The organism is Tabrizicola thermarum, from assembly GCF_003574395.1.
GTDB lineage: Bacteria > Pseudomonadota > Alphaproteobacteria > Rhodobacterales > Rhodobacteraceae > Tabrizicola > Tabrizicola thermarum.
This window is the reverse complement of record NZ_QMJY01000083.1, coordinates 28367-41552: the sequence shown is the minus strand read 5'-3', so window position 1 is coordinate 41552 and position 13186 is coordinate 28367. Positions and strand designations below refer to the sequence as shown.

The window sequence follows — 13186 nt, the reverse complement described above, 5'->3', positions numbered from 1 at the left end:
GGGCCGCATGGATATCACCGAGCTTGAGGCGGAATACGCCGAACTGACCCTGCCCCGGTTCGACGAACTGGCCGCATTGCGGCTGGGGCAGATCCTGGTCGATCTGGCACTGGCCGAGGATCTGCCGGTGGTCATCGACATCCGCACGGCGGATCGGACGCTGTTTCACGCGGGCCTGCCCGGCTCCGCCCCGGTGAACGACCGCTGGGCGCGAAGGAAGTCGAACAGCGCGCTGATGTTCCAGCTGCCCTCGCTCCTGGTCGGGCGGCGCAATGCGGCCCGGGACGAGACGCTGGCGCGGCACGGGCTTGCGTCGGACGACTATGCCGATGCCGGCGGCGCAGTGCCGATCCGGGTGGCGGGTGCCGGCATGGTGGCGGTGGCGACGGTGTCCGGCCTGCCGCAGGTCGAGGATCACAAGCTGGTCGTGCGCGGGATCCGGGCCTTGATGGCCTCGCCCCGGGTCTGAACCGCGCCCCAGGCTGTCCGGCGCTGTCGGACGCCACGCCCCGGACCCGGGCGAAGGGTTTGACCTGCCCCCCGCAACCGCGCTATCCAAGGGGTCCCGCAAGGAAATCCGGCCCTTCATGTCCACCGCTGCCCGCCCCCGCTCGCGTATCCAGCAGAAGAACCGCGAGGTCATTCTGGACGCGGCGCTCGAGGTGTTCTCGCTGCACGGCTTCCGGGGCGCGACCCTGGACCAGATCGCCGAAGTGGCCGGGCTGTCGAAGCCGAACCTTCTGTACTACTTTCCCTCCAAGGAGGCCGTGCACAAGGCGCTTCTGACCGGGCTGCTGGACACCTGGCTCGACCCCTTGCGGGCGATGGACCCGGCGGGCGAGCCGCTGCACGAGATCAAGGCCTATGTCAGGCGCAAGCTGGACCTGGCGCGGGACTACCCGAGGGAAAGCCGGCTCTTTGCCAACGAGATCCTGCAAGGCGCGCCCCGGATGCGGGACGCCATCGAAGGCGACCTGCGCGCTCTGGTGGCCGAAAAGGCGATGGTGCTGACCCGCTGGATGGACGAGGGGCGCATCGCGCGGGTCGATCCGGTGCATCTGATCTTCTCGATCTGGGCGCTGACCCAGCACTATGCCGACTTCGAGGTGCAGGTCCGCGCCGTGCTGGGGCCGGGGCATGACCCCTTTGCCGAGGCGGGCAGGTTTCTTGACACCCTGTTCAGCCGGCTGCTGTCTGCGGATCGGTAGAATCTTAGGGGAAAGCCGACTGATAAACCGTTGCTTTTGCGTTAAGATGCCCTCGTTCACGCACCAGGACAGGAGGGCGAGTCATGGTCATGATTACCAGCATCCGTGCACCGCTGCCGGTGGCCGAGGCGCCGATACCCGCAGTTGCGGAGCCACGGCCCAGAGGCAGTCACTCCGGGGGGGCGGCGGGGCCGGTCACGGCTCCGATGCGGTCCGATGCGGTGACGCAGGCCGCCCGCACGGCAGGGGGTGAGGCACAGCTGATGACGGCCGGACTGGCGCCGGACCCCGGTGCCGCCGCCGCAGCCGAGGCAGCGCGCACCGCCTATATCAAGGCCAGCATCGCCGCCGGGATCAGCCCGCTTCCCCTGCCCTAGGGCGCAGCCCGGACCGGCACCGGGCCGCCAGCGGTATCGGGGCTGGACCTACTCTGCCGCCTGGGCCATCGGGTTGTTCGGGTGCGTAGTCCAGTCGGCATGATCGCCCACCACCTTGCCGGTGCGCGGATCGACCGCGCCTTTCGGCAGTTCGCGCATGGTGATGCAGTTTTCCACCGGGCAGACATCGACGCACAGGTTGCAGGCCACGCATTCCTCGTCCTTCACGGTGAAGACCCGATCCGGCGACATGGCAATGGCCTGGTGGCTGGTGTCCTCGCAGGCCGCATAGCAGCGACCGCACTTGATGCAGAGGTCCTGATCGATCTGCGCCTTGGTCACATAGTTCAGGTTCAGGTGCTGCCATTCGACGAAATTCGGCACCGCGCGGCCGATCAGGCTGTCAAGCGACATCTGCTTTTCGTCCAGATACTGCGACAGGCCCGAGATCATTTCCTGCACGATCTTGAAGCCATAAGTCATTGCCGCCGTGCAGACCTGCACGTTGCCCGCGCCAAGCGCCATGAACTCTGCCGCGTCGCGCCAGGTGGTGACACCGCCGATGCCGCTGATCGGCAGGCCCCGGGTTTCCTGATGCCGGGCGATCTCGGCCACCATGTTCAGCGCGATGGGCTTGACCGCCGGGCCGCAATAGCCGCCGTGGCTGCCCTTGCCGTCGATCATCGGGAAGGGCGAGAAGTGGTCGAGATCCACATTCGTGATCGACTTCACCGTGTTGATGAGGCTGACCGCATCCGCCCCACCGCGCTTGGCCGCCATTGCGGGTGGCAGGATCGAGGTGACGTTGGGCGTCAGCTTCACGATGCAGGGCATCCGGCTGTACTGCTTGACCCAGCGCGTGACCATCTCGATGTATTCCGGCACCTGCCCCACGGCCGAGCCCATGCCGCGTTCGGCCATCCCGTGCGGGCAGCCGAAGTTGAGTTCCACACCGTCCGCCTCGGTGTCCTCGATCTGTTTCAGGATCGCCTTCCAGCTGTCCTCCTCGCAGGGCACCATCAGCGAAATGACCAGCGCCCGGTCCTTCCACTTGCGCTTGACCTCCTTGATCTCGCGCAGGTTCACCTCCAGCGGGCGGTCGGTGATGAGTTCGATGTTGTTCAGCCCCAGCAGGCGACGGTCCGCGCCCCAGATCGCACCGTAGCGCGGGCCGTTCACGTTCACGATGGGCGGGCCCTCCGCGCCCAGGGTCTTCCAGACCACGCCGCCCCAGCCCGCCGCGAAGGCGCGCTCGACGTTGTATTGCTTGTCCGTGGGCGGGGCCGAGGCCAGCCAGAACGGGTTCGGGGACTTGATGCCGATGAAATTCGAGCTGAGGTCAGCCATGGGAAGCCTCCTTGCGACACGCTGGGAGAGATGGGGGAAGTGCAGGGTGGGCGATCCGCCCGCCACGGGTCAGAAAAGCGACCAGATCCAGCCGATCAGATGGCCCGCGACCTCGCCGAAAAGCGGGGTGAAATAGGCCCAGGCCAGGCAGCCGATGAAGTTCACCACCATGAAGACCATGGGCGACATGCGGGCGATCCCGGCCATCACGAAGACGACGGCGCGCAGGGGCCCGAAGAAATGACCGATGGTCACCGCAAAGGCCCCCCAGCGACGGAAGGCGTCGTTGCCCTTCTCGACGAAATCCGGGTGGTTGCGGAAGGGCCAGAGCGACAGGATCGCCTGACCGTAGCGCCAGCCGATCCAGTACGAGACGATCGAGCCGATGAGTGCTCCAATCGAGGCGCCTGCCCAGATCGGGAACAGCGACAACTCGCCCGTGGCCACCAGCGCGCCCACACCCAGCAGGATCGCGGTCGAGGGGATGACGATCGACAGGAAGGCCAGATTTTCGCCGAACGCGAAGACCAGCGCGATCCAGAACGCCCAGTCCCGGTTTTCCCGGACGAGGGCCAGAATGGCGTCGATCATTCCTTGCACGGGCAGCATCCTTCGCGGATTTCCGCAACTGCCCTAGCCCCGCCGCCGGAAATGCGCAAGCTCCGGCCATGGCTCAGCCCATCAGATGCAGATGAATGGCTTCTGCGGCATCGCGTCCCTCGGCCACGGCAGTCACCGTCAGGTCCTCGCCGCCCGCCGCGCAATCGCCTCCGACCCAGACCTTTCCCGACGGCCCAGCGAGCTTGCCGCCCGCGACAGCCAACCCCTCCGGCGCGCCGACGAGCGTCTGGCCGATGGCCTTGAACACCTGGTCGGCCTTCAGCCGGAAGGTCTCGCCCGTGGATTTCAGCCCCTCGGGCGTCTCTTCGGTATAGGCGAACTCCACCTCGCGGACCGCGCCGTTGCCGTGGATCGCCACCGGCATCGCGTTGCAGATGATCCGCACGCCCACGCTGGTGGCATGCTCCTGTTCATAGGCCGAGGCCGACATCTTCTCCTGCCCCCGGCGATAGACGATGGTCACGTTCTCTGCACCAAGCAGCTTGGACTGCACCGCCGCATCGACCGCCGTCATCCCGCCGCCGATCACCACGACATCCCGTCCGATCGGCAGGGTGGTAAGGTCAGGGCACTGGCGCAGCTCCGCGATGAAATCGACTGCATTGCGCACGCCCGCCTTGTCCTCGCCCGTCGCCCGCAGCGCGTTCACGCCCGCAAGGCCGATGCCGAGAAAGACCGCGTCATACTCGGCCTCCAGTTCGGCAAGCGTCACGTCCCGGCCCAGTTCGACCCCGGTGCGGATCTCGATCCCGCCGATGGACAAGAGCCAGTCCACCTCTTTCTGCGCGAAACCGCCGGTCGCCTTGTAGCTGGCGATGCCATATTCGTTCAGACCGCCCGCCTTGGGCCGCCGTTCGAACACCACCACGTCATGGCCGTGCATGGCCAGACGGTGCGCACAGGCCAGACCCGCCGGACCCGCGCCCACCACCGCCACCCGCTTGCCCGTGGGGGCACCCCGGGTGAAGGGATGCAGCCCCTTGGCCATCGCAACATCCGTCGCATAGCGCTGCAACCGCCCGATCTCCACCGGCTTGCCCTCGGCGGCCTCGCGCACGCAGGCCTCTTCGCACAGGGTTTCCGTCGGGCAGACCCGGGCGCAGATTCCGCCCAGGATGTTCTGGCTCCAGATCGTCTTGGCCGCGGCCTCGGGCGTGCCGGTGGCGATCTGGCGGATGAACAGCGGAATGTCGATCGCGGTCGGGCAGGCCGCGATGCAGGGCGCATCATGGCAGAAGTAGCAGCGATCCGCCGCCACGCGCGCTTCGTGCCGGTCGAACGCCGGCTCATGGTCACTGAAGTTTCGCGCGATGGCATCCGCGGACAGGCGGCCGGCAACGATTCCGGGCGTAAGCGGACTGTTCGACATGGGCTGGGGGCCTCCCTGGCTTATCGTTTCGTGAAGGCTGGCACAGGTCGGTTTTTTTATCAAACGGTAAATTTTCATCGCCCGCAGTTTTTTGCGGCGCTGCCCGTCTTGCAGGCAGCGCACAAAGGCCGGGCTGGTAGCGCCAACGCTTTCGCGGCTTTTCAGCCCTCACCGGCTCGCGTATAAGCGCCGAATACCAGACTGCGGGGGGCTCCGGGCCCAGGCCGCGCGCGCCCAAGGCGCAGACTTGAAGCGCAGACTTGAGGCGCAGAAAAGAACAGAGGACCCGATGAGCAAGCAGACCACCGACACCGACGTCGCCTTCATCTCGGCACTTGCCGAGCTGCTGAACAGGAACGACCTGACCGAACTGTCCGTGAAGCGGGAATATGGCGAGGATGACAGTCTGGAGGTTCGCGTCGTCAAGCAGGCGAATGTCGTGACGGTCGCCGCGGCCCCTGCCCCCGTCGCCCAGGCCCCGGCCCCGACGGCACATGCCGCCTCGGCCCCCGCGCCTACCCCGACCCCCTCCGCCGCCGTCGACGACCCGGCGCAGCATCCCGGCGCGGTGACCTCGCCCATGGTCGGAACCGTCTACCTCGCAGCCGAACCCGGCGCCGCGCCCTTCGTCACCATCGGCTCGCAAGTGGCGGAAGGTCAGACTGTCCTCATCATCGAGGCGATGAAGACCATGAACCACATTCCCGCCCCGCGCGCGGGCACCGTCAAGCGCATCCTGGTCGAGGACGGCCACCCGGTCGAATATGGCGCCCCCCTGATGATTATCGAATAAGGTCTTGCCCATGTTCGATAAAATCCTGATCGCCAACCGCGGGGAAATCGCCCTCCGCGTGATCCGCGCCGCCCGCGAGATGGGGATCAAATCGGTCGCGGTCCATTCCACCGCCGACGCCGATGCGATGCATGTCCGCATGGCGGACGAGTCCGTCTGCATCGGCCCTGCGCCCTCGTCGCAAAGCTATCTGTCCAAGGCCGCCATCATCTCGGCCTGCGAGATCACCGGCGCGCAAGCCGTGCATCCGGGCTACGGCTTCCTGTCCGAGAACGCGGCTTTCGCCCAGGCGCTGGAAGATCACGGCATCACCTTCATCGGTCCCTCGGCGGAACACATCCGCATCATGGGCGACAAGATCACCGCCAAGGTCACGGCGAAAGAACTGGGCATCCCGGTCGTTCCCGGCTCGGACGGCGGTGTGCCGGACTTCGAGACGGCCCGGACCGTCGCCGAAGAGATCGGCTATCCGGTCATCATCAAGGCCACCGCCGGCGGTGGCGGGCGCGGCATGAAGGTCGCCGCCAACGCGACCGAACTGGAGGTCGCCTTCCGCACCGCGCGGTCCGAGGCGAAGAACGCCTTCGGCAACGACGAAGTCTACATGGAGAAATACCTCCAGCGCCCCCGCCATATCGAGATCCAGGTCTTCGGCGACGGCAAGGGCGGCGCGGTGCATCTGGGCGAACGCGACTGCTCGCTGCAACGGCGGCACCAGAAGGTCTTCGAAGAGGCGCCGGGTCCGGCGATCACGCCGAAGCTGCGGAGCGAGATCGGCACGATCTGCGCCAATGCGATGAAGAAGCTGAAGTATGGCGGCGCGGGGACGATCGAGTTCCTGTATGAGGACGGCAGGTTCTACTTCATCGAGATGAACACCCGCCTGCAGGTCGAACATCCCGTCACCGAGGCGATCTTCGGCGTCGATCTGGTGCGCGAACAGATCCGCGTGGCCTCGGGCCTGCCGCTGTCCTTCACGCAGGACGAGCTGGAGATCAACGGCCACGCCATCGAGGTGCGCATCAACGCCGAGAAGATCCCCGCCTTCAGCCCCTGCCCCGGACGGATCACCCAGTTCCACGCCCCGGGCGGCCTTGGCGTGCGGATGGATTCCGCGATCTACGACGGCTACCGCATCCCGCCCTATTACGACAGCCTCATCGGCAAGCTGATCGTGCACGGCCGCGACCGGCCCGAGGCTTTGGCGCGGCTGAAACGCGCGCTGAGCGAACTTATCATCGACGGCATCGACACCTCGATCCCGCTGTTCCACATGCTTCTGGCCGAGCCGGACATCCAGAACGGCGAGTACAACATCCACTGGCTGGAAAAGTGGCTGGAAAAGCAGTTCTCTTGATCTGAACGGGGCGCCCGGACCGGGCGCCTCAGCGCAAAAGTTTTCGAAAACTTTTGCAAAATCCTTCGAAGGATTTTGCGGTGCCCGGAACTGCCGACGACATCACTCCCGACATCCTGTTGCGCGCCTATGCGATGGGCATCTTTCCGATGTCCGATGGCCGCGACGACCCCGAAATCCACTGGATCGACCCGCGCCGCCGCGGGGTGTTGCCCCTCGACGGCTTCCACGTCTCGCGGTCGCTGGCAAAGCGCCTCCGCTCGGGACAGTTCAGGGTGACGACCGATCTGGATTTCGAAAAAGTGGTCGAAGCCTGCGCTGATCGTCCTGAAACCTGGATCAGCCATCGCATCCAGCGACTATATCTGCAGCTGCACCGCCTGGGCTTTGCCCACAGCATCGAAGTCCGTGAAGGCGACCTCCTGGTCGGCGGGGTCTACGGCGTCACGCTGGGCGCCGCCTTCTTTGGCGAAAGCATGTTCTCGCGCACGACCGACGCATCTAAGGTGGCCCTGGCCCATGCGGTGCACCGGTTGCGGGCCGGGGGGTTCAGGCTGTTCGACACGCAGTTCCTGACCCCGCATCTCGCCAGCCTCGGCGGGCAGGAGATTCCGCGGGCCGAATACCACCGCCGACTGGCCGATGCGCTGCAACAGACCGCAACCTTCGATCCCGAAGGCTACTCCCCCTCGACCGGAGAGGTCGCTTCCGGCGGCGCGGCCTCTGGCAAGACGCAACTCAGAACCCAGACGTCATAGCGCGGATGGTCCAGCGCCGACAGGGCGGGCGACGACGCCAGCATCCAGCCAGAGAACAGCGACGTTCTGCTGGAGTCTTCCAGGATGGTCAGATGCGCTTCGGCATCCGAGGCGGGGTTGTCGGTCGGGTAGCGGCAGCTGTCCAGTTGCACCAGAAGCCGCCCGAACTTGGCCGATTGTCCGCGAGACAGCGTCACATCTCCGGTTTCGCTGGTCAGCTTGTCCAGAAACCGCAGCGAGGCACCGCTGGAGTCGGTGAACTCCGGCCCGGCCTCCTGCGCCTGGGCCGGAAGCGCGAGCGCCAGAGCCAGGGTTAGGCAAAGCGCCCTCATGGCGCGGCAGGCTCGGCTTCGGCCGCAGCCGCGCCGCCGCCCGCGAATTTCATCAGAAGCGTAATCAGGCTGACCGCGCCTTGCGTGTCCTCGATCTCGCCACCCGGCTCCAGCATCTCCAGCGCGCCGCCGGGCTGGACCTCGACGAAGGTGCCGCCCAACAGCCCTTCGGACGCGATCAGGATGGTCGAATCGACCGGCACCGCCACATCCTTGCGCATCGAGATCGTGGCATCGGCGAAATAGGTTTCCGGGTTCAGCCTGATGTCGGTCACCGTGCCGACCTTGACGCCGGCCAGCCGCACGTCGGTGCCGATGCTCACGCCTTCGATCGACCGGAAGCTGGCGGTCAGCGGATAGCTGTCGCCCGTGCTCCCCAGCCCTGCCCCGCGCGCGGCATACAGCGTGAAGCCAAGCGCCACGGCCAGAACCGCGGCCCCGGCCAGGATTTCTGCGCGTTCGTAGGCCATCACTCGGGGGCCCAGGCCTCATAGTCGCGCCGGGCGACGGGATCGGCGCGGCGGATCGAGCCCGGCGGGACATAGGCAGCCTCGGTGCCGGTCAGGTTCTCCTGATGCGGCTTTTCCCAGGGCTTGTGCTTGAGCGGGGCCTTGGTCGGCGGTTCGTCCCAGGTGTGGTGCAACCAGCCGTGCCAGTCCGGCGACACGCGCGAGGCTTCCATGTCGCCGTTGTAGATCACCCAGCGCCGCTTGCCGTCGGCGGTCTGGTAGAAGACGTTGCCCGCGTCATCCTCGCCGACCCGCACACCCTTGCGGGCGGTGAACAGCTGGGTGCCGATGGTCTGGCTGTTCCACCAGGTCAGCAGGCGTTTGAGGAAGTACATCGGGGCCTCCGTCTTCGTTTTCCCCCATATGGCCGAAAGCCTCGCCAAGGTCTAGGGCGAAGGCGCATCCCTCGGGGGGCGCCAGCGGATGTCCCGCCGACAGGACAAACGAAAAGGCGGGCTTGCGGCCCGCCTTCGATCACCAGCGCGACCGGATCAGGCCTTGACCGGCTCTTTCTTCTTCGTCTCGGTGTAGACGAGCATCGGCTTTGCGCCCGAGTTCACCGCCTCTTCCTTGACCACCACTTCCTCGACCCCGTCCATGCCGGGCAGTTCGAACATGGTGTCCAGAAGGATGTCCTCCATGATCGACCGCAGGCCGCGCGCGCCGGTCTTGCGCTTGATCGCGCGCTTGGCGATGGCGGTCAGCGCATCCGGTGTGAAGGTCAGTTTCACGCCCTCGATCTCGAACAGGCGCTGATACTGTTTCACCAGCGCATTCTTAGGTTCGGTCAGGATCGTCACCAGCGCCGCCTCGTCCAGGTCGGTCAGCGTGGCAATGACCGGCAGACGGCCGACGAATTCCGGGATCAGGCCGAACTTGAGCAGATCCTCAGGTTCCAGCTCCTTGAACAGGTCGCCCACGCTGCGCTCTTCGGGGCCCTTCACATCGGCGCCGAAGCCGATGCCCGACCCCTTGTTGCGCTGCGCGATGATCTTTTCCAGACCGGCGAAGGCGCCGCCGCAGATGAACAGGATGTTCGTGGTATCGACCTGAAGGAATTCCTGCTGCGGATGCTTGCGGCCCCCCTGCGGCGGCACCGACGCAACGGTGCCCTCCATGATCTTCAGCAGCGCCTGCTGCACGCCCTCGCCGCTCACGTCGCGGGTGATCGAGGGGTTGTCGGACTTGCGCGTGATCTTGTCGACCTCGTCGATGTAGACGATCCCGCGCTGCGCGCGTTCGACGTTGTATTCGCTGGCCTGCAGGAGCTTGAGAATGATGTTCTCCACATCCTCGCCGACATAGCCCGCCTCGGTCAGCGTGGTGGCATCCGCCATCGTGAAGGGCACGTCCAGGATTCGCGCCAGCGTCTGGGCCAGCAGCGTCTTGCCGCAGCCCGTGGGGCCGATCAGCAGGATGTTCGACTTCGACAGTTCGATGTCGTTCTTCGAGGAATGGTTCAACCGCTTGTAATGGTTGTGCACCGCCACCGACAGCACGCGCTTGGCATGGACCTGACCGATCACATAGTCGTCCAGCACCTTGCAGATTTCCCGCGGGGTCGGCACACCGTCCGAGGATTTCAGACCCGTGGTCTTCGTCTCCTCGCGGATGATGTCCATGCACAGTTCGACACATTCGTCGCAGATGAAGACCGTGGGCCCCGCGATCAGCTTGCGCACTTCATGCTGGCTTTTGCCGCAGAACGAGCAGTAGAGGGTATTCTTGCTGTCGCCGCCGGTGTTGTTCGCCATCCGCAGTCCTCTAACTTTGCACCCTGGTTCCCGCGCCGCGGGGCCGGTGCCTTGCGGGCAACTCTAGGCCAACCCCCAAGGCTCCACAATCCGAAAAACCCGCACGAAAGTCGACCGGACCATCGTGCGGAAAAGGGGCGTCATTTCGACGTATCGTCGGCCTTTCCACGGCTTTCCAGGATCTGGTCGATCAGACCCCAGGCCTTGGCATCCTCGGCCGACATGAAGTTGTCACGCTCCAGCGCCGCCTCGACGGTGTCATAGTCGTTGCCGGTGTGCCTGACGTAGATCTCGTTCAGGCGCCGCTTCAGCTTCAGCGTCTCCTGCGCATGGATCCAGATGTCGGTCGCCTGGCCCTGATAGCCGCCCGAGGGCTGGTGCACCATGATCCGGCTGTTCGGCAGGCTGAAGCGCATCCCCTTCTCGCCCGCGGTCAGCAGAAGCGAGCCCATCGAGGCCGCCTGCCCGATCACCAGGGTGGAAATCTTCGGCCGGATGTACTGCATCGTGTCATAGATCGACAGGCCCGCCGTCACCACGCCGCCGGGGCTGTTGATGTACATGCTGATTTCCTTGGTCGGATTCTCCGATTCCAGGAACAGAAGCTGCGCGCAGATCAGGCTGGACATGCCGTCGTGCACCGGGCCGGCCAGGAAGATGATCCGCTCCTTCAACAACCGGCTGTAGATGTCATAGGCGCGTTCGCCGCGGCTCGTCTGTTCGACGACCATGGGGACGAGCGTGTTCATGTAATGGTCAACGGGATCGCGCATCGGGGCCTGCCTCTCGTGTCTTTGTCGAGGAATATCGTCCAAAGTATTGCGAGAGTCTTAGTGGGGCGGAACGGGGGCTGCAAGGGCACCCCGGACGCTTTTGCCACGGGGGGCCTGCGCCTTGAAATGGCGCATATGCACTCTAAACCCCGATCATGTTCACACCGACCCGCGCCGCCGGCCTTGACCGCCTGACTGCCTTCCTCCCTCGCGCGGGCCGCGCCTATGCCGATCTGCGCAATCTGGACCTGCCCGGCCATCCGCATGTCTCCGCCCTCTCGCCCTGGCTGCGGCACCGGCTGGTGACCGAGGCCGAGGTGATCGACGCCACTCTCCGCGCCCATCCCCGCGGGGCCGAGAAGTTCCTGGCCGAGGTCTGGTGGCGGACCTACTGGAAAGGCTGGCTGGAGCTTCGGCCATCGGTCTGGACCGCCTACCGGCAAGGGCTCCAGGCGGCGCTGAACCGTCTTGCCGTCGAACCTGGCCTTGCCGCCCGGGCCGAGGCCGCGATGCTGGGCGAAACCGGGATCGACGGCTTCGACCACTGGGCCCAGGAACTGATCGCCACCGGCTATCTGCACAACCACGCCCGGATGTGGTTCGCCTCGATCTGGATCTTCACTCTGCGCCTGCCCTGGGAGCTGGGGGCGGACTTCTTCCTGCGCCACCTGATCGACGGCGACCCGGCCTCGAACACACTGTCCTGGCGCTGGGTCGGGGGACTGCACACGCCGGGCAAGACCTATCTTGCGACCGCCGAAAACATCGCGGCGAACACGCGCGGCCGCTTCCGGCCGGAAGGACTGGTCCCAAATGCCCCGCCCCTGCCGATGCAGCCCCTTCCCGCCCCCCACCCCGCGCCCGAAGGCGACAGGCTTGACCTCACGGCCCCTACCCTTCTGCTTGTCACCGAAGAGGACCTCTGCCCGGAAATCCTGCTGGACCAGGGCCTCCGCCCCCGCGCTGTGGCTGTCCTGACGGACGTGGCGGGCCGCTCGCCGCTGGCTGTCGCGGGTCCGGTCCGGCAGTTCACCGAACGGGCCATCAGCGACGCCCTGACCCGCCTCGGCGCCCCGGAGGCCCCGCGTTTCGGCCCGAACGACCTTTCCGCGCTGCTTGACCATGCCGGGCGCGAAGGGGTGACGCAGATCGCCACGCCCTACGCCGCGACAGGACCCATCGCCTCGGCGCTGGACAGGCTTGCGCGCCTGACCATCCCGCAGGGCCTCCGGTTTGCCCGCGTTCTGCGCGACCATGACCGGCTGGCCTGGCCCCATGCCACGCACGGCTTCTTCCGGTTCCGCGAGGCGGTGACGGGTTAGCGGAACGTCCGCGCCGCCAGAAGGATCCGCGCCAGCGCCGTCACGACGCACAGCACCCCGAAGATCCAGGCCAGCGGCACGAAAAGCGCAGGCCACAGCACCAGCACCAGAAAACAGAGGATCGTCTCGGTCCCCTCCATCAGCCCGGCGGTGAAATAAAGCGACTTCTCCCCGCGCGACCGGGTCTCAAGCCCGTGCTTCTCTGCAAGGATCGCATAGCCCAGAAAGGTCGCGGCATTGACGTAGAAGCTGAACAGAAGAAACGCCCCCGCCACACCGTTCGCCCCCGGATCGCGCAGCACGAAGGCCAGCGGGATCGCGCCGTAAAAGGCGAAGTCGCAGACGATGTCGAGAAAACCGCCGAAATCCGACTTGCCCCGCGCCCGCGCCACCGCCCCGTCCAGCCCGTCTGCCAGACGACTGGCCAGCAGAACCGCCGCGACAAGAAGGCCCGACCAGCCGAACCCGATCAGCACCGCCGCCACAAGCCCAAGCGCCAGCCCCGCCAGCGTCACCGCATTGGCCGAAGCGCCGCGCGCCGCAAGCCAGCGCCCGCCCTCGTCCAATGGGGTGTTGATTACCCCGCGCATCAACCCGTCCAGCATGGCGCCTCCTCATCACCCCATCCTTCCGCGGTTGTCCGGCACATGGAAAGTCAACTTTCCG

General features: G+C 66.0%; 16 protein-coding genes. 7 read left to right on the top strand and 9 right to left on the bottom strand.

Annotated features, from left to right (window positions below; genetic code table 11):
• The first annotated feature begins 7 nt into the window (after positions 1 to 7).
• The 3 genes from D5084_RS16510 (at position 8) to D5084_RS16500 (ending at position 1585) form a co-directional block, all read left to right on the top strand.
• A complete protein-coding gene (locus D5084_RS16510) occupies positions 8 to 469 on the top strand; it encodes a heme-degrading domain-containing protein (RefSeq protein WP_128516610.1) in 462 nt (153 codons plus the stop codon).
• Between the two features lie 118 nt (positions 470 to 587).
• Positions 588 to 1208 carry a TetR family transcriptional regulator C-terminal domain-containing protein gene (locus tag D5084_RS16505; RefSeq protein WP_128516609.1) on the top strand — a complete coding sequence of 207 codons (621 nt, stop codon included), beginning with the start codon at positions 588 to 590 and terminating at the stop codon, positions 1206 to 1208.
• 83 nt (positions 1209 to 1291) lie between these two features.
• Positions 1292 to 1585 (top strand): hypothetical protein, encoded by a 294-nt coding sequence (locus D5084_RS16500; RefSeq protein ID WP_128516608.1) that lies wholly within the window; start codon positions 1292 to 1294, stop codon positions 1583 to 1585.
• Between the two features lie 48 nt (positions 1586 to 1633).
• Here the strand turns inward: D5084_RS16500 and preA are convergent, their stop codons facing one another.
• The 3 genes from preA to D5084_RS16485 all read right to left on the bottom strand — a co-directional run bounded on the left by preA (position 1634) and on the right by D5084_RS16485 (position 4922).
• Complete coding sequence (preA, locus tag D5084_RS16495) at positions 1634 to 2932, bottom strand: NAD-dependent dihydropyrimidine dehydrogenase subunit PreA (RefSeq protein ID WP_128516607.1); 1299 nt, start codon at positions 2930 to 2932, stop codon at positions 1634 to 1636.
• Between the two features lie 69 nt (positions 2933 to 3001).
• Positions 3002 to 3523: a DedA family protein gene (locus D5084_RS16490; protein WP_238382690.1), complete on the bottom strand. Its 522-nt coding sequence runs from the start codon at positions 3521 to 3523 to the stop codon at positions 3002 to 3004.
• A gap of 82 nt (positions 3524 to 3605) precedes the next feature.
• Entirely contained in the window at positions 3606 to 4922 is a 1317-nt protein-coding gene (locus tag D5084_RS16485; protein WP_128516605.1) for an NAD(P)-dependent oxidoreductase, read from the bottom strand.
• Between the two features lie 289 nt (positions 4923 to 5211).
• Between D5084_RS16485 and accB the strand changes: the two genes are divergently transcribed.
• The 3 genes from accB (at position 5212) to aat (ending at position 7830) form a co-directional block, all read left to right on the top strand.
• Positions 5212 to 5715 (top strand): acetyl-CoA carboxylase biotin carboxyl carrier protein, encoded by a 504-nt coding sequence (gene accB, locus D5084_RS16480; RefSeq protein ID WP_128516604.1) that lies wholly within the window; start codon positions 5212 to 5214, stop codon positions 5713 to 5715.
• A 10-nt stretch (positions 5716 to 5725) separates the two neighbouring features.
• Positions 5726 to 7072: an acetyl-CoA carboxylase biotin carboxylase subunit gene (gene accC, locus D5084_RS16475; RefSeq protein ID WP_128516603.1), complete on the top strand. Its 1347-nt coding sequence runs from the start codon at positions 5726 to 5728 to the stop codon at positions 7070 to 7072.
• A gap of 80 nt (positions 7073 to 7152) precedes the next feature.
• On the top strand, positions 7153 to 7830 hold the full coding sequence (gene aat, locus D5084_RS16470) for a leucyl/phenylalanyl-tRNA--protein transferase (protein WP_128516602.1): 678 nt from the start codon (positions 7153 to 7155) through the stop codon (positions 7828 to 7830).
• On the opposite strand, the gene D5084_RS16465 is transcribed toward aat, so the two are convergent.
• From D5084_RS16465 to D5084_RS16445, 5 genes are all read right to left on the bottom strand, one after another.
• Complete coding sequence (locus D5084_RS16465) at positions 7752 to 8162, bottom strand: DUF2155 domain-containing protein (RefSeq protein ID WP_128516601.1); 411 nt, start codon at positions 8160 to 8162, stop codon at positions 7752 to 7754. The two genes, aat and D5084_RS16465, sit on opposite strands and share 79 nt — an antisense overlap.
• On the bottom strand, positions 8159 to 8632 hold the full coding sequence (gene mlaD / locus D5084_RS16460) for an outer membrane lipid asymmetry maintenance protein MlaD (RefSeq protein WP_128516600.1): 474 nt from the start codon (positions 8630 to 8632) through the stop codon (positions 8159 to 8161). Before mlaD ends, D5084_RS16465 begins: the two co-directional genes overlap by 4 nt.
• Positions 8632 to 9006 carry an NADH:ubiquinone oxidoreductase subunit NDUFA12 gene (locus D5084_RS16455; protein ID WP_128516599.1) on the bottom strand — a complete coding sequence of 125 codons (375 nt, stop codon included), beginning with the start codon at positions 9004 to 9006 and terminating at the stop codon, positions 8632 to 8634. The genes mlaD and D5084_RS16455 overlap by 1 nt, the downstream gene beginning before the upstream one ends.
• 156 nt (positions 9007 to 9162) lie before the next feature.
• Positions 9163 to 10425: an ATP-dependent Clp protease ATP-binding subunit ClpX gene (gene clpX / locus D5084_RS16450; RefSeq protein WP_128516598.1), complete on the bottom strand. Its 1263-nt coding sequence runs from the start codon at positions 10423 to 10425 to the stop codon at positions 9163 to 9165.
• Between the two features lie 140 nt (positions 10426 to 10565).
• Positions 10566 to 11198, bottom strand: coding sequence for an ATP-dependent Clp protease proteolytic subunit (locus tag D5084_RS16445; RefSeq protein WP_128516597.1), 633 nt, complete (start codon positions 11196 to 11198; stop codon positions 10566 to 10568).
• 155 nt (positions 11199 to 11353) lie between these two features.
• Between D5084_RS16445 and D5084_RS16440 the strand changes: the two genes are divergently transcribed.
• A complete protein-coding gene (locus D5084_RS16440; RefSeq protein ID WP_128516596.1) occupies positions 11354 to 12520 on the top strand; it encodes an FAD-binding domain-containing protein in 1167 nt (388 codons plus the stop codon).
• On the opposite strand, the gene D5084_RS16435 is transcribed toward D5084_RS16440, so the two are convergent.
• Entirely contained in the window at positions 12517 to 13125 is a 609-nt protein-coding gene (locus D5084_RS16435) for a CDP-alcohol phosphatidyltransferase family protein (protein ID WP_128516595.1), read from the bottom strand. The genes D5084_RS16440 and D5084_RS16435 overlap by 4 nt on opposite strands.
• Between the last annotated feature and the right edge of the window lie 61 nt (positions 13126 to 13186).

Excerpts from the sequence above, each read along its gene's own strand:
- D5084_RS16490 (WP_238382690.1), bottom strand. The coding sequence starts at position 3,523 with ATGATCGACGCCATTCTGGCCCTCGTCCGGGAAAACCGGGACTGGGCG.
- D5084_RS16510 (WP_128516610.1), top strand. The coding sequence starts at position 8 with ATGGATATCACCGAGCTTGAGGCGGAATACGCCGAACTGACCCTGCCC.
- D5084_RS16435 (WP_128516595.1), bottom strand. The coding sequence starts at position 13,125 with ATGCTGGACGGGTTGATGCGCGGGGTAATCAACACCCCATTGGACGAG.
- D5084_RS16505 (WP_128516609.1), top strand. The coding sequence starts at position 588 with ATGTCCACCGCTGCCCGCCCCCGCTCGCGTATCCAGCAGAAGAACCGC.
- D5084_RS16455 (WP_128516599.1), bottom strand. The coding sequence starts at position 9,006 with ATGTACTTCCTCAAACGCCTGCTGACCTGGTGGAACAGCCAGACCATC.
- D5084_RS16445 (WP_128516597.1), bottom strand. The coding sequence starts at position 11,198 with ATGCGCGATCCCGTTGACCATTACATGAACACGCTCGTCCCCATGGTC.
- clpX (WP_128516598.1), bottom strand. The coding sequence starts at position 10,425 with ATGGCGAACAACACCGGCGGCGACAGCAAGAATACCCTCTACTGCTCG.
- D5084_RS16440 (WP_128516596.1), top strand. The coding sequence starts at position 11,354 with ATGTTCACACCGACCCGCGCCGCCGGCCTTGACCGCCTGACTGCCTTC.
- D5084_RS16485 (WP_128516605.1), bottom strand. The coding sequence starts at position 4,922 with ATGTCGAACAGTCCGCTTACGCCCGGAATCGTTGCCGGCCGCCTGTCC.
- mlaD (WP_128516600.1), bottom strand. The coding sequence starts at position 8,632 with ATGGCCTACGAACGCGCAGAAATCCTGGCCGGGGCCGCGGTTCTGGCC.
- D5084_RS16500 (WP_128516608.1), top strand. The coding sequence starts at position 1,292 with ATGGTCATGATTACCAGCATCCGTGCACCGCTGCCGGTGGCCGAGGCG.
- accC (WP_128516603.1), top strand. The coding sequence starts at position 5,726 with ATGTTCGATAAAATCCTGATCGCCAACCGCGGGGAAATCGCCCTCCGC.
- accB (WP_128516604.1), top strand. The coding sequence starts at position 5,212 with ATGAGCAAGCAGACCACCGACACCGACGTCGCCTTCATCTCGGCACTT.
- preA (WP_128516607.1), bottom strand. The coding sequence starts at position 2,932 with ATGGCTGACCTCAGCTCGAATTTCATCGGCATCAAGTCCCCGAACCCG.
- D5084_RS16465 (WP_128516601.1), bottom strand. The coding sequence starts at position 8,162 with ATGAGGGCGCTTTGCCTAACCCTGGCTCTGGCGCTCGCGCTTCCGGCC.